This is a genomic window from Sulfitobacter sp. DSM 110093 (genome assembly GCF_022788715.1).
GTDB lineage: Bacteria > Pseudomonadota > Alphaproteobacteria > Rhodobacterales > Rhodobacteraceae > Sulfitobacter.
Genome location: NZ_CP085167.1, coordinates 903,000 through 916,441 on the forward strand (window position 1 = coordinate 903,000; position 13,442 = coordinate 916,441).

General features: G+C 60.5%; 12 protein-coding genes. 9 read left to right on the forward strand and 3 right to left on the reverse strand.

Annotated features, from left to right (window positions below; genetic code table 11):
- Positions 1 to 18 precede the first annotated feature (18 nt).
- From topA to tldD, 3 genes are all read right to left on the reverse strand, one after another.
- On the reverse strand, positions 19 to 2,691 hold the full coding sequence (topA, locus tag DSM110093_RS04380) for a type I DNA topoisomerase (protein WP_243266856.1): 2,673 nt from the start codon (positions 2,689 to 2,691) through the stop codon (positions 19 to 21).
- Between the two features lie 254 nt (positions 2,692 to 2,945).
- Positions 2,946 to 4,124, reverse strand: coding sequence for a DNA-processing protein DprA (dprA, locus tag DSM110093_RS04385; RefSeq protein WP_243266857.1), 1,179 nt, complete (start codon positions 4,122 to 4,124; stop codon positions 2,946 to 2,948).
- A gap of 98 nt (positions 4,125 to 4,222) precedes the next feature.
- Positions 4,223 to 5,644 carry a metalloprotease TldD gene (gene tldD, locus DSM110093_RS04390; RefSeq protein WP_243266858.1) on the reverse strand — a complete coding sequence of 474 codons (1,422 nt, stop codon included), beginning with the start codon at positions 5,642 to 5,644 and terminating at the stop codon, positions 4,223 to 4,225.
- A gap of 179 nt (positions 5,645 to 5,823) precedes the next feature.
- Between tldD and coxB the strand changes: the two genes are divergently transcribed.
- The 9 genes from coxB to DSM110093_RS04435 all read left to right on the forward strand — a co-directional run bounded on the left by coxB (position 5,824) and on the right by DSM110093_RS04435 (position 13,339).
- A complete protein-coding gene (gene coxB, locus DSM110093_RS04395; RefSeq protein ID WP_243266859.1) occupies positions 5,824 to 6,741 on the forward strand; it encodes a cytochrome c oxidase subunit II in 918 nt (305 codons plus the stop codon).
- A gap of 60 nt (positions 6,742 to 6,801) precedes the next feature.
- Positions 6,802 to 7,737 (forward strand): heme o synthase, encoded by a 936-nt coding sequence (cyoE, locus tag DSM110093_RS04400; RefSeq protein WP_243266860.1) that lies wholly within the window; start codon positions 6,802 to 6,804, stop codon positions 7,735 to 7,737.
- Complete coding sequence (locus tag DSM110093_RS04405; RefSeq protein ID WP_007119153.1) at positions 7,737 to 7,904, forward strand: hypothetical protein; 168 nt, start codon at positions 7,737 to 7,739, stop codon at positions 7,902 to 7,904. The genes cyoE and DSM110093_RS04405 overlap by 1 nt, the downstream gene beginning before the upstream one ends.
- Complete coding sequence (locus tag DSM110093_RS04410; RefSeq protein ID WP_243266861.1) at positions 7,904 to 8,479, forward strand: cytochrome c oxidase assembly protein; 576 nt, start codon at positions 7,904 to 7,906, stop codon at positions 8,477 to 8,479. Before DSM110093_RS04405 ends, DSM110093_RS04410 begins: the two co-directional genes overlap by 1 nt.
- A gap of 35 nt (positions 8,480 to 8,514) precedes the next feature.
- Entirely contained in the window at positions 8,515 to 9,321 is an 807-nt protein-coding gene (locus DSM110093_RS04415) for a cytochrome c oxidase subunit 3 (protein ID WP_093926883.1), read from the forward strand.
- 95 nt (positions 9,322 to 9,416) lie between these two features.
- A complete protein-coding gene (locus DSM110093_RS04420) occupies positions 9,417 to 10,103 on the forward strand; it encodes an SURF1 family protein (protein WP_243266862.1) in 687 nt (228 codons plus the stop codon).
- A 4-nt stretch (positions 10,104 to 10,107) separates the two neighbouring features.
- Positions 10,108 to 11,496: a threonine synthase gene (thrC, locus tag DSM110093_RS04425; protein WP_243266863.1), complete on the forward strand. Its 1,389-nt coding sequence runs from the start codon at positions 10,108 to 10,110 to the stop codon at positions 11,494 to 11,496.
- The gene (locus DSM110093_RS04430; RefSeq protein ID WP_120351626.1) at positions 11,493 to 12,755 is read left to right on the forward strand and encodes a pitrilysin family protein; all 1,263 of its coding nucleotides are present in this window, start codon (positions 11,493 to 11,495) and stop codon (positions 12,753 to 12,755) included. The genes thrC and DSM110093_RS04430 overlap by 4 nt, the downstream gene beginning before the upstream one ends.
- Complete coding sequence (locus DSM110093_RS04435) at positions 12,755 to 13,339, forward strand: GNAT family protein (protein WP_093926879.1); 585 nt, start codon at positions 12,755 to 12,757, stop codon at positions 13,337 to 13,339. The genes DSM110093_RS04430 and DSM110093_RS04435 overlap by 1 nt, the downstream gene beginning before the upstream one ends.
- The last annotated feature ends 103 nt before the right edge of the window (positions 13,340 to 13,442 follow it).

Consider the following 13,442-nt stretch of genomic DNA (forward strand, 5'->3'; position numbering starts at 1 on the left):
CTGATCAGGCGCGATTGGTTACGCGCTGTCGGTCTTTTTAGCCGCCGGTTTCTTTGCGGCGGGCTTTTTCGCGGCCGGTTTCTTGGCAGGCGCTTTTTTCGCTGCGGGCTTCTTCGCAGCGGTCTTGGTCGCGGGCTTCTTTGCAGGCGCTTTCTTCTTGGTCGCCGCCTTGCGCTTGGCCGGAGATTTAGCGAGCTTTTCCTCGATCAACTCCACCGCGCGCTCCATGGTCAGGTCCGCCGGTTCAACCTCTTTCGGGATCGTGGCGTTGACCTTTTCCCACTTCACATAGGGCCCGTATTTGCCTTCCATGATATTGACCGCGCCGCCCATATCAGGGTGTTCGCCCATCTCGCGGATCGGCTTGGCGGCCTTGCCACGCCCGCCACGGCTGGCGACTTTTTCGGCCAGCAATTGCACGGCGCGGTTCATGCCCACGGTAAAGACCTCATCAATCCCTTCAAGATTGGCATTGGTGCCGCCCCGGTCCGAGGTGCTCTCAGCGTGTTTGATATACGGCCCATAGCGCCCGATGTTTGACCAGACCATCACGCCGTCTTCGGGGTGCGGACCGATCTGGCGGGGGAGGGAAAGCAGCATAACACCTTGTTCAAGCGTCACTTCTTCGGCAGGCCAATCTTTGGGGATCGATTGGCGCGGGGGTTTTTTGTTCTCTTCGGTCACGGGCCCGCGCTGTACATATGGCCCAAAGCGGCCTTTGAAGACGCGGACCTCGTCACCCTGATCTTCGCCCAAAAGCTTGCCGTCAGGTGGAATGGCCGACGCTTCGGCTTCTGGGTCCGGAGGGCCGAAGGGGCGGGTGTAGCGACATTCGGGGTAGTTAGAGCAACCGATAAACGCCCCTCCCGACCGTGCAGTACGCATCGACAGACGGCCAATCTCGCAATTGGGGCAAAGGCGCGGGTCGCTGCCGTCTTCCGTGGGGGGGAAAAGATGCGGCTCTAGAATCTCGTTAATTTTCTCCAGCACTTCGGTAATGCGCAGCTCAGACGTCTCGGCAATCGCGGCGGAAAAATCGCGCCAGAAGCGGCGCAGCACTTCTTTATAGGCCGCGTCGCCCGCACTGACCTTATCAAGTTGGTCTTCTAGGTCGGCGGTGAAATCATACCCGACATAGCGGCGGAAGTAGTTCTCAAGGAAAGCGGTGACCAAACGGCCCTTATCCTCTGGGATCAGGCGGTTGCCATCCTTACGGACATATTCGCGATCTTGGATCGTGGTGACGATGCTGGCGTAGGTCGAGGGGCGGCCGATGCCCAGCTCTTCCATCCGTTTGACCAATGTCGCTTCGGTATAGCGCGGGGGCGGCTGGGTGAAATGTTGCTCTGGCGTGACGCTGCGCTTGTCCATCGCATCGCCATTGTTGATCTGGGGCAGACGCTTGTCGTCTTCGTCGACCACATCATCGCGCCCCTCTTCGTAGACGCGCAGGAACCCGTCAAACAGCACGACCTGACCGTTGGCACGCAGACCGACCTGACCGTCATCGCTGCCGACCTCAACCGTGGTGCGCTCAAGCCGGGCGCTTTCCATTTGGCAGGCGAGGGTGCGTTTCCAGATCAGATCGTAAAGCTTGGCCTGATCCGCATCGAGCTTCAGCGTCTTGGCGTCCTTGGTCATATCCGTGGGACGGATACATTCGTGCGCTTCCTGAGCGTTCTTGGCCTTGTTTTTATAGATGCGCGGCTCTTTCGGCACGTAATCCGCGCCAAAGCGGTCTTTGATCGCATCGCGGGCCATGCTCACCGCTTCGGGGGCCATATCGATGCCGTCGGTCCGCATGTAGGTGATGTGGCCCGCCTCATAAAGACGCTGCGCGGTCGACATCGTCTGCCGGGCGCCCATCGAAAATTTGCGGCTCGCTTCTTGTTGCAGGGTCGATGTCATGAACGGCGCCGATGGGTTGCGGCTGGCTGGTTTGGCCTCAACGTTCATGACCTTCAGCGCGCGGCTGGTGATCGCTTGCACGGCCATCTCGGCCTGCGTAGCGTCGGCCAGATCGAAGCGGTCCAGCTTTTTGCCCGCGAGCGAGACAAGACGCGCTTCAAATTCCTGACCGCGCGGCGTAGCGAGCAGCGCTTTGACCGACCAATATTCACGGGCGCGGAAGGCTTCGATCTCCATCTCACGTTCAACGATCAAACGCAGAGTGACCGATTGCACCCGGCCTGCGGATTTTGCGCCCGGCAGCTTGCGCCACAGCACGGGGGAGAGGTTGAAGCCCACCAGATAGTCCAGCGCGCGGCGGGCGAGATAGGCTTCGACCAGCGGCATGTCGACCTGACGCGGGTTTTCCATAGCCTCGGTCACGGCTTTTTTGGTGATCTGGTTGAAAACCACGCGGCTGACCGGCGTGTCTTTCTTGATCGATTTGCGCTTGGTCAGCGCTTCTTGCAGGTGCCAACTGATCGCCTCGCCTTCGCGGTCGGGGTCAGTCGCGAGGATCAATGCGTTGTCGTTCGCCAGGGCGTCGGCAATGGCTTTGACGTGTTTTTTGCTGTCGCTGGCCACTTCCCATTTCATGTCGAAATCGGCATCGGTGTCGACCGATCCGTCCTTGGGCGGCAGGTCTCGGACGTGGCCGTAAGAGGCGAGGACAGTATAATTGTCGCCCAAATATTTGTTGATCGTTTTGGCCTTGGCGGGGGATTCGACAACGACGACGGGCATAAATACAGGCACCTTAGATCATAAATGAGGGCAGCTTTGCGCTGTCTCATGTGGGATGGCGGGGGTGTTTGTCAATGCGGCTGCTGCTTATGAGGGTTTTGCGAAACTGCGGTTTTGCGTCCTGAATGGTGTAGAAAGCCGTTGCCGTTGTGATGCATTGAATTGGTTCTTTGGCCGAGATGAGGCGCGTCAAGACCTCGGCGGTCTGCCGTTCTTTGCCCGACATAAGCTGGCGCCGCTTTGCCGCTCTGACGCTAAACTGTGCGGCTCAGCAATCCGCCGGGCTGCCTTTCGATTTGGCCTTCCATCTCAAGATCAAGAAGCGCCGGGGCCACGGCGGTGCTGGGCACTTGCAGGTCGCGGATCAGTTGATCCTCTGCAACCGGAGCATGGCCGAGACGGGACAAGATACGCGCATGTAGTTTCGCGATTGACCCGGTATTGCCAAAGGGTTGCGTTGCGCGGGTCGGCGGCGCGGATGTTTGACGAGAGGCAGGTTTTGCAGGGGTAGGCGTGTTCGCCGTTGGTCTATGCACATCCGGCAAAACCTCCAACACATCGGCGGCGGAGCGTATGAGCACAGCGCCGTCACGGATCAGCATGTTGCCCCCTGCCGCGCGCGCGTCCATCGGGTGCCCCGGCACTGCCAGCACATCGCGCCCTTGATCCAGCGCATCCCGTGCGGTGATCAAGCTGCCAGACCGCGCTGCCGCCTCAACCACTAGGGTCGCCCGGCTAAGGCCCGAGATAATGCGGTTCCGCCGCGGGAAATGCCGCGCGATCGGTTGCAGCCCCATCGGTTGCTCTGACAGGCGCAGCCCATCGGACCCAATCTGACGGGCTAACTCGGCATTTTCGCTCGGATAGATAATGTCTACCCCGCCTGCCTGTACGGCGATTGTGCCATGTCCCAGTGCGGCCGTGTGGGCTGCGGCGTCGACGCCCCGTGCAAGGCCGGAGACAACGACAAACCCGGCCTCCCCCAACTCTGCCGCGAGGGTCCGCGCCATGCGCAGGCCAAGCGAAGACGCGTTCCGCGCCCCGACCAATGAAATCATAGGTTTCGAAAGTAGGTTTGGGTCACCGATAACCCACAAGAAGGGCGGTGCATCTTCAAGATCATTCAACAGGTCGGGGTAGAGCGCTTGGCCCTGAACCAACAGCCGCGCCCCGGCGGTGCGGGCCGCGTTAAGTTCGGCCTGAACAACCCCTTCGGGGCAGATGCGATAGTCAGAAATGCCAGCGGCATGCGCAACGTCTGGCAGGGCGGTCAGCGCATTGATCGCAGACCCATGTTCATCCAGCAACCGCCGGTAGGTTGAGATGCCAACTCTGCGAGAGCGCAACAGACGAAGCCGGGCAAACTGTTCATCTTCCTGGGTGGGTGGGAGTGGGGGGTGAGTGGAAGAAGGATGTAGGTCCTTGTCAGTCATCCCAAAGCTCCGTCCGTTGCAGAATCAGGTATAGAATTTGTTGCTTAACAACTCATGAATCTTTTCCCGACCATTTGCATTAACTCGGCTTCTTCGGCTTAGGTCGCCGCGCCGCCCACGGTCAGCCCGCCGATCATCAATGTCGGTTGACCCACGCCCACCGGCACCCATTGCCCCTGTTTGCCGCAGTTGCCCATGCCCGGATCCAGCGCCGGATCATTGCCGATAGCGCGGATCTGCTGCAGTGCCGTGGCCCCGTCACCGATCAGCGTGGCCCCTTTGACCGGTGCGCCGACCTTGCCGTTCTGCACGCGATACGCTTCGGTGCAGGAAAACACGAATTTACCGTTGGTGATATCGACCTGACCACCGCCAAAGCCGACGGCATAGATCCCATCTTTTAGGTCAGCCACGATATCGCCCGGTGCCACGTTGCCGCCCAGCATATACGTGTTGGTCATACGCGGCATAGGGATATGCGCATAGGATTGGCGCCGCCCGTTCCCGGTTGAGGCACCGCCCATCAGCCGCCCGTTCTGACGATCCTGCATATAGCCTACCAATACACCATCTTCGATCAGCACATTACGCGCCGAAGGGGTGCCTTCGTCATCGACAGAGATCGAGCCGCGGCGGTCGGGGATCGTGCCATCGTCCAGCACGGTCACGCCCTTTGCGGCGATCTGCTGGCCCATCAGCCCGGCAAAGGCGCTGGAGCCCTTGCGATTGAAATCCCCCTCAAGCCCGTGGCCAATGGCCTCATGCAAAAGGATGCCGGGCCAGCCGGGGCCAAGCACCACATCCATCACACCCGCCGGAGCAGGGACCGCATCAAGATTCACGCAAGCAATACGCAGCGCTTCGCGTACCTTCGATTGCCAATCTTCAGCGGCGAGCATTCCGTCGAGACCAATCCGCCCGCCACCGCCGACGCCGCCGCTTTCACGGCGCCCGTCCTGTTCGACAATGACCGAGACGTTGACCCGCGTCATGGGCCGCACATCGCGCACCGAATGCCCTTCGGGGCGGAGAATTTCGACCTCTTGAATGCTTGCGGCAATCGTAGCGCTTACCTGTACCACGCGGGAATCAAGGCCGCGGGCATAGGCGTCGATCTCGCGCAGCGTGTCGACTTTTACAGGAAAGGCATGGCCAGCAATCGGGTCTTCGTCGGTGTAAAGCCGCGCGTTGCTCGCTTGGGGCGCGTCGGCCCATGTGCCACCGCCATCACCCACCGCCAGCCGCGCCGTTTCTGCCGCACGACGCAGCGACGCTTCGCTAAGTTCGGTTGAATGCGCGTAACCCGCCACCTCGCCACGAACCGCGCGCAGGCCAAACCCTTCGGCGGCGTCATAGCTTGCGGTTTTGAGGCGCCCATCATCAAAGACCAGCGCCTCGGAACGGCGGCGTTCTAGGAATAATTCGCCGTCATCCGCACCGGCCACAGCTTCGCGAAGGACGCTCAGAGCGGTTTCTCGGTCCAGATCGGCCTCAAACGGGGTGAATTGCGCGCTGCTCATTGGGGGTATCCTTACTTGCTGTCACAAAACTGTCTCGCGCGGCTCTATGACGCAAGCATGTGACTTTATCTTGTAAGCAGAATATGATTGTAAGCACCCAGGATTACAACGGCACCGGGTCGCAGCAGCGGTTGAGGTGTCTAATCGGCTTCTTAATGGTCACAAGATCAGGACGACATATGAAACATCTACTCCCCCTTTCCGGTCTGTTGACCAGCCTTGCCGCCCTGCCTGCATTGGCACAGGACAGCCTGCGCATTGACGGGCTTGATGTCATCGGCAGACCTGTTGACGGCGAGACAGGCTTTCAACCCGCTGTGACGCGGTTGGCGCAGGATATCCACGATTTGGACTATATGATTCTCGTGATCATCACGCTCATCACGATTTTTGTGACGGGTCTGATCATCTGGGTCATGATCCGCTACAACAAAAAGCGGAACCCGACACCGTCGTCCTTCACGCACCACACCCCGATTGAGATCGCCTGGACGATCCTGCCGATTCTGGTCCTTGTGCTGATCGGTGCCTATTCGCTGCCGATCCTGTTCCGCCAGCAGGAAATCCCTGAGGCAGACATCACCATCAAAGCGACGGGCAACCAGTGGTACTGGACCTATGAATATGTCGACGAAGAGATCGCCTTTGACAGCTATATGATCGGCGCCCCGGCCACGCTGGGTGACGGCGACGAAGATGTGACCCCCTTCGTGTTGAATGACGCAATGGTCGCCAAGCTCGAAGGCGAAGGCTATGCCCGCGAAGACTTTTTGCTGGCCACCGACACTTCTGTCGTGATCCCCGTGGGTCAGACGATCGTGGTGCAGGTTACCGCAAGCGACGTGATCCATTCGTGGACCATCCCCGCCTTTGGCGTGAAACAGGATGGCGTACCGGGACGTTTGGCTGAGCTGTGGTTCACCGCCGAGCAGGAAGGCGTCTATTACGGTCAGTGTTCCGAGCTTTGCGGGCAGGCCCATGCCTATATGCCGATCACCGTCAAAGTCGTCTCGGAAGAGGCCTATGCCGAGTGGCTTGGCAAGGCTAAGGCGGAATATGCAGGCATCGAACAGCCGCTGACCGTCGCTTCTAAGTAAGCCAGTTCCACGGGGCAGGGCCTAGGCCTTCGCCCCGTGTTTACCCTGGGAAGGTTCGGGATGACTGACATCACCAATACGCCAACAAGTGAATACGACGCTCAACTGGGGGATTACTTTGCCCTGTTGAAGCCGCGTGTTATGTCGTTGGTCGTCTTCACGGCTTTCGTGGGCCTGTTGGCCGCACCGGTGTCCGTGAACCCAATCGTTGGCTTTTGCGCTATTTTGTTCATCGCCATTGGTGGTGGGGCTTCTGGCGCGCTGAACATGTGGTGGGATGCCGATATCGACGCCGTGATGCGCCGCACCCGTGGCCGCCCGATTCCGTCGGGCCGCGTGCAACCCGGCGAAGCCATGGTGCTTGGCGTGGCCCTTTCGGGGCTGTCGGTAATGATGCTGGGGCTGGCAACCAACCTGCTGGCTGCGGGCATGTTGCTGTTTACCATCCTGTTCTACGCCGTGTTCTACACCATGTGGCTTAAGCGTTTGACGCCGCAGAACATCGTCATTGGCGGTGCGGCTGGGGCCTTCCCACCGGTGATCGGCTGGGTCGCCGCCACGGGCAGCTTCTCGGTCGAGGCCTGGCTGATGTTTGCGCTGATCTTCATGTGGACCCCTCCACACTTCTGGGCTTTGGCCCTGTTCATGCGCTCTGACTATGACGATGCCAAAGTGCCGATGCTCACCGTGACCCACGGCCGCCCAGCGACGCGGATGCACATCCTGATCTACACTGTTCTGCTGGCCGCTCTGGCGATTGGCACGGCCTTTACCGCAATCGGCGGCATCTTTTACTTCGCCGTGGCACTGGTGCTGAACCTAGCCTTTTTGCTGGGGGCATGGCGCATCTGGAAACGGGATGAGGTCATGGCCGAAGCCGATGATTACGCCGAAGAGCGCAAGTTCTTCCGCTTGTCGCTAGCCTATTTGTTCCTGCACTTCGGCGCGATCTTGGGCGAAGCCGCCCTGCGCACCTTTGGCTTGGGGGGCTGGTGATGAGCTTTCGTCCTGAGCACGAACTGCACAAACGCCGCCGGGGCCGCAATATTGGTGTCGGTCTGATGCTGGCGGCTTTTGTGGTGCTGATCATGGCGCTAACCTACGTCAAGATCACGCAAACCGACTTTGAATTGCCTGCTAACCAACGCGAGGTGACCCAGTAATGGCGCTCTCCGGTCCTCAGAAAACAGTGGTGCAAACCGTCAGCGTTGTAGTGCTGATGGGTGGTTTGGCTTGGGCCTCTGTCCCGTTCTACGATTGGTTCTGCCGCGTGACAGGGTTCGGTGGCACGCCGGGGCAGGTGACGGCGGGCAGCGCAGATGTACTGGAACAAACCGTCAAGGTTCGCTTTGACGGATCGTTGAACGACGGTATGCCGTGGCAGTTCAAGCCCGTGGTCCGCGAAATGGAGGTCCGCATCGGTGAAACCGGGCTGGCGTTTTATGAAGCCTACAACCCAACCGACCATGCGGTCGCAGGGCAGGCGAGCTATAACGTGACCCCCTATACCGCCGGGCCGTTCTTTGAAAAGATTGACTGCTTTTGCTTCACCGAACAGGTGCTGGCCCCCGGTGAACGTGTGCAAATGCCGGTAAGCTTCTTTGTCGACCCCGAAATGGTCGAAGACCGCGATGGGAAGTTTGTACATACCATCACACTATCTTATACATTCTATGAAATTGACCTGCCCGAAGGCTATGCCGCCCTCGATCAGGCCAGCGCCACAACAACGAATTAACGACCTGATTAAACAAAGGTGAGGGACCCGAAACCATGGCCCATGCAAAGAACCACGACTATCACATTCTGCCCCCCTCTTCTTGGCCACTGCTCGGCTCGCTTGGTGGGTTTGTCATGCTGGCCGGTGCCGTGCTCTGGATGCACGGTGTAACGCCTTTTGTCTTCCTCGGCGGTCTGGTCGCCACGCTCTACGTCATGTTCGCATGGTGGGCCGAAGTCGTAACCGAAAGCGAAGTCGGGGATCACACCGGCGTTGTGCGGATCGGCCTGCGCTATGGCTTTATCCTTTTTATCATGTCCGAAGTGATGTTCTTCGTCGCTTGGTTCTGGTCTTTCTTCAAGCAAGCCCTGTACCCGATGTACGAATACGCTGGCACCGAATACGTGCAGCCTGAGATTCACGCAGTCGACGCATTCCACTTGCCGCTGATCAACACGCTGGTTCTGCTGCTGTCGGGCTGCGCCGTCACATGGGCGCACCATGCACTGGCCCATGAGAACAACCGCAAAGACCTGATCTCGGGCCTGACCATTGCGGTGATCCTCGGTGTGCTCTTCACCGCGCTTCAGGCTTACGAATACTACGAGCTTCTGGTCCATGACGATTGGACCTTCGGCGGCGACATGTATTTCTCTAGCTTCTTCATGGCGACAGGCTTTCACGGCTTCCACGTTGTGATCGGTACGATCTTCCTCTTCGTCTGCCTGCTGCGCGCGATGCGGGGCCATTTCACCCCAGAACGCCACGTGGGTTTTGAAGCGGCGGCGTGGTACTGGCACTTTGTTGATGTGGTCTGGCTGTTCCTCTTCTTCGCCGTCTACATGTGGGGCCAGCCCTGAACATAGGGCGGGGTTGCATCCGCGCCCCACACCCGTAAAACCCAAACGCGCGAAGCCTTCTTCGCGCGTTTGTCGTTTCAGCCTGAGAGATTCGTATGCGGCGCAGCCTGTTCTTCATCATCGTAGGTCTTGGCGGGGCGGCCATCCTCGTGGCGCTTGGAGTATGGCAGGTGCAGCGGCTGGCATGGAAAGAGGCGATTGTCGCCGACATCAATGCCCGCATTACGGCCGCACCCGTTGAATTGCCCGCCCAACCTGACCCTGAGGCCGACGCCTATCTGCCCGTGATGGTGGAGGGAGAGATCGGTGCCGACGCGCTGCATGTACTCGTCAGCCAAAAGCAAAAGGGCGCAGGCTATCGCATCATCGCGCCGCTGACGCTGGACACAGGCCGCCGCATCCTCGTTGATCTGGGTTTCACCGCTACAGAGAATAAAGACGCGGTAGAACCTGCTGGCCCCGCCCGCATCATCGGCAATCTGCAATGGCCCCAGGAGGTCGACAGTTTCACGCCCGAGGTTGATACCGCCCGCAACATTTGGTTCGCCCGCGACGTGCCGCTTATGGCCGAAACGCTTGGCACGGAACCACTTCTCGTCGTCGCCCGTGAGACCGAGGGGGGTGACCCCAAGGTCGCCCCGCTGCCCGTCGATACTGCCCGGATCCCCAACGATCACTTGCAATATGCGATCACCTGGTTTTCCCTCGCCGCCATCTGGCTGGCGATGACCGTCCTTTTCCTGCGCCGCCGCCGCGCCCCTGCAACGCCGAAAGTCGACTGACCCTATGCGCTATATCTCTACCCGTGGCTCCGCCCCCGTTCTGTCCTTCGAAGAGGCGATGTTGACCGGCCTTGCCCGTGACGGCGGGCTCTATGTGCCTGAAACGATCCCGACACTCAGCGCGGACCAGATCACCGCCATGCAGGGCCAAAGCTACGAAGAGGTCGCCTTTACCGTCATGCGCCCCTTCATCGGCGAGACTTTCACCGACGACGAATTCCACGCCATCATCGCCCGCGCCTACGCAAGTTTTGAGCATACTGCCCGCGCGCCTATGGTGCAGCTTGCGCCGAACCACTTCCTGCTGGAACTGTTCCACGGCCCCACGCTGGCGTTCAAAGACTTCGCCATGCAGCTGATCGGACAGATGTTCCAAGCCGCCTTGGGCCGCAAGGGCGAGCGGGTGACTATCGTGGGCGCCACCTCGGGTGACACTGGCTCTGCCGCGATCGAAGCCTTCAAGGGCTTGGACAATGTCGATGTCTTCATCCTCTACCCGCATGGCCGCGTGTCTGACGTGCAGCGCCGCCAGATGACCACGCCGTCGGAGTTCAACGTCCACGCCCTCGCCATCGACGGCGATTTCGACGACTGCCAAGCCCGCCTCAAGGACATGTTCAACGATTTCGACTTCCGCGATTCCGTGCGGCTCGCAGGCGTGAACTCGATCAACTGGGGCCGCGTGCTGGCACAGGTGGTCTATTACTTCACCGCCGCCACTAGCCTCGGCGCACCCCTGCGTGAGATCAGCTTCACCGTGCCCACCGGCAACTTCGGTGACATCTTCGCGGGCTACATCGCCAAACGCATGGGCCTGCCCATCGCCGACCTGGTGGTTGCCACCAACCAGAACGATATCCTGCACCGCTGCCTGTCGGGACAGGGCTATCACAAGGGCGGCGTGACCCCCTCGATCAGCCCCTCGATGGATATCCAAGTCTCGTCCAATTTCGAGCGCGCCCTCTTTGACGCATACGACCGCGACGCCGGTGCCGTGGCACAACTCATGGACGAATTGGGGCAGGGCGGTTTCGATGTCTCCCAAGGCGCCATGCAGGCGTTGCAAGACACCTACCGGTCAGGTCGCGCCTCGGAAGAAGAAACCAGCGCCACCATCAGCGACCGCCGCCGCACCACGGGCGAGCTGCTCTGCCCGCACTCTGCCGTGGGCGTCAAAGTCGCGGATGAGCAGCGCGATCCGGCCATCCCAATGGTCACCCTAGCCACCGCGCACCCGGCGAAATTCCCCGACGCGGTCGAAGCTGCAACCGGCATTCGCCCCCCGCTGCCGCCCCGCATGGCGGACCTTTTCGACCGGGAAGAACGTTTCACCCGGCTGCCCAATGACCTCGACGCGCTGAAAGCGCATATCAAAGGAAACCTCCCCGCGTGAGCCTTCAACAGACCACATTGCCCAACGGCTTCCGGATCGTCACCGAACATATGGAGGGGCTTGCCTCCTCCGCAATCGGAGTCTGGGTCAACGCAGGCGCGCGCCACGAAACGCCGCAGCAAAACGGCATCGCGCATTTCCTTGAGCATATGGCGTTCAAAGGCACCGCGACCCGCTCCTCGCTGCAAATCGCCGAAGCGATCGAAGACGTGGGCGGCTATATCAACGCCTATACCTCGCGCGAGGTCACCGCCTATTACGCCCGCGTGCTGGAAAACGACGTGGCGCTTGGCCTCGACGTGATCGCCGACATCTTGCGTAACCCGGTGCTGGACCCTTCGGAGGTTGAGGTCGAACGCGGCGTGATCCTGCAAGAGATCGGCCAAGCCCTCGACACGCCCGACGACGTGATCTTCGACTGGCTGCAAGAGCAAGCCTATCCAGATCAGCCCATCGGCCGCACCATCCTTGGCCCAAGCGAGCGTGTCTCGGCCTTCTCACGCGACGATCTGCAACGGTTCATTGCCGATCACTACGGTCCCGAGCAGATGATCCTGTCAGCTGCTGGGGCCGTGGATCACGACAAAATCGTTAAACTGGCCGAAAGCCTCTTTGGCGACATGCCCTCGAAAAAGCTCTACCAGATCGACAGCGCCCGCTTCGGCGGGGGCGAGTTCCGGCAGGTCAAGCAGCTTGAGCAGGCTCATTTCGCCCTCGGCTTTGAAAGCCCCGGCTATCGGTCCGACGATATCTACATCGCCCAAATCTACGCCTCTGCCTTGGGCGGCGGCATGTCTTCGCGCCTGTTCCAAGAAATTCGCGAGAACCGCGGCCTCTGCTATACGATCTTTGCCCAAGCCGGTGCCTATGCCGACACCGGGATGACGACGATCTACGCCGGAACCAGCGCCGAACAACTGCCCGAATTGGCAAACATCACCATCGACGAGATGAAGCGCGCGGCCTCTGACATGTCCCCCGCCGAAGTCGCCCGCGCCCGTGCGCAGATGAAGGCCGGGCTGCTCATGGGGCTGGAAAGCCCCTCGAACCGTGCCGAGCGTCTGGCCCGGCTGATCCAGATTTGGGACCGTGTCCCGCCGCTGGAAGAAACCGTGGCCCAGATCGACGCCGTCACCACAGGCGATGTGCGCGATTTCGCCGAACGCATGGCGACCCAAGCCCCGGCGGCCCTTGCGCTCTACGGCCCTGTAGATAGTGCACCAACGCTCGACGAGCTTCACAGCAGACGCGCCGCCTGATGCTGTTGGGGCGACGTAAACTGCGGATCGAAACGGAGCGGCTGACCCTGCGTCCGCCGATCCACGCCGATTTCCGCGCGTGGTCTGCCCTGCGTCGCGCCAGCAACGACTACCTGCGCCCGTGGGAGCCGACATGGGCCGAGGATCACCTGACCCGCAAGGCCTTTACCAACCGCGTCTACTGGGCGCAGCGTTCGGTGTCGTCGGGCAATGCCATGCCGCTGTTCCTGATCCGCCGCAGCGACCAAAATCTCGTTGGCGCGATCACGCTGGACAACATCCGCCGCGGGCCCGCGCAATCGGGCACATTAGGCTATTGGACGGGCGAACCTTTCGCCCGCCAAGGCTACATGCGCGAAGCGATTGAGGCGACGGTGCATCAGGCCTTCACCCGGTTTGACCTGTCGCGCATCGAAGCCGCCTGCTTGCCGGAAAACCAAGCCTCTCGCGGGTTGCTCGAAAAGGCGGGCTTTAAATACGAAGGCGTCGCGCAGAGCTATCTGCAAATCGATGGCCGCTGGCGAACCCATGTGCTCTATGCCTCCCTGCGCAAGGATCGGCGCGGGCGCACGGACGTAGGCTAAGCCCTAACGCGGAACGCTTCGCTGCGAATACAAGCATCGCCGGAGCATCATCGCACCGCTTCACGATCCGTATTCTCCCAGCCGTTCCGGCGCTTTGCCCTTG

Bases quoted from the DNA above. Each gene is read 5' to 3' on its own strand.
- topA (WP_243266856.1), bottom strand. From the start codon at position 2,691: ATGCCCGTCGTCGTTGTCGAATCCCCCGCCAAGGCCAAAACGATCAAC.
- dprA (WP_243266857.1), bottom strand. From the start codon at position 4,124: ATGACTGACAAGGACCTACATCCTTCTTCCACTCACCCCCCACTCCCA.
- tldD (WP_243266858.1), bottom strand. From the start codon at position 5,644: ATGAGCAGCGCGCAATTCACCCCGTTTGAGGCCGATCTGGACCGAGAA.
- coxB (WP_243266859.1), top strand. From the start codon at position 5,824: ATGAAACATCTACTCCCCCTTTCCGGTCTGTTGACCAGCCTTGCCGCC.
- cyoE (WP_243266860.1), top strand. From the start codon at position 6,802: ATGACTGACATCACCAATACGCCAACAAGTGAATACGACGCTCAACTG.
- DSM110093_RS04405 (WP_007119153.1), top strand. From the start codon at position 7,737: ATGAGCTTTCGTCCTGAGCACGAACTGCACAAACGCCGCCGGGGCCGC.
- DSM110093_RS04410 (WP_243266861.1), top strand. From the start codon at position 7,904: ATGGCGCTCTCCGGTCCTCAGAAAACAGTGGTGCAAACCGTCAGCGTT.
- DSM110093_RS04415 (WP_093926883.1), top strand. From the start codon at position 8,515: ATGGCCCATGCAAAGAACCACGACTATCACATTCTGCCCCCCTCTTCT.
- DSM110093_RS04420 (WP_243266862.1), top strand. From the start codon at position 9,417: ATGCGGCGCAGCCTGTTCTTCATCATCGTAGGTCTTGGCGGGGCGGCC.
- thrC (WP_243266863.1), top strand. From the start codon at position 10,108: ATGCGCTATATCTCTACCCGTGGCTCCGCCCCCGTTCTGTCCTTCGAA.
- DSM110093_RS04435 (WP_093926879.1), top strand. From the start codon at position 12,755: ATGCTGTTGGGGCGACGTAAACTGCGGATCGAAACGGAGCGGCTGACC.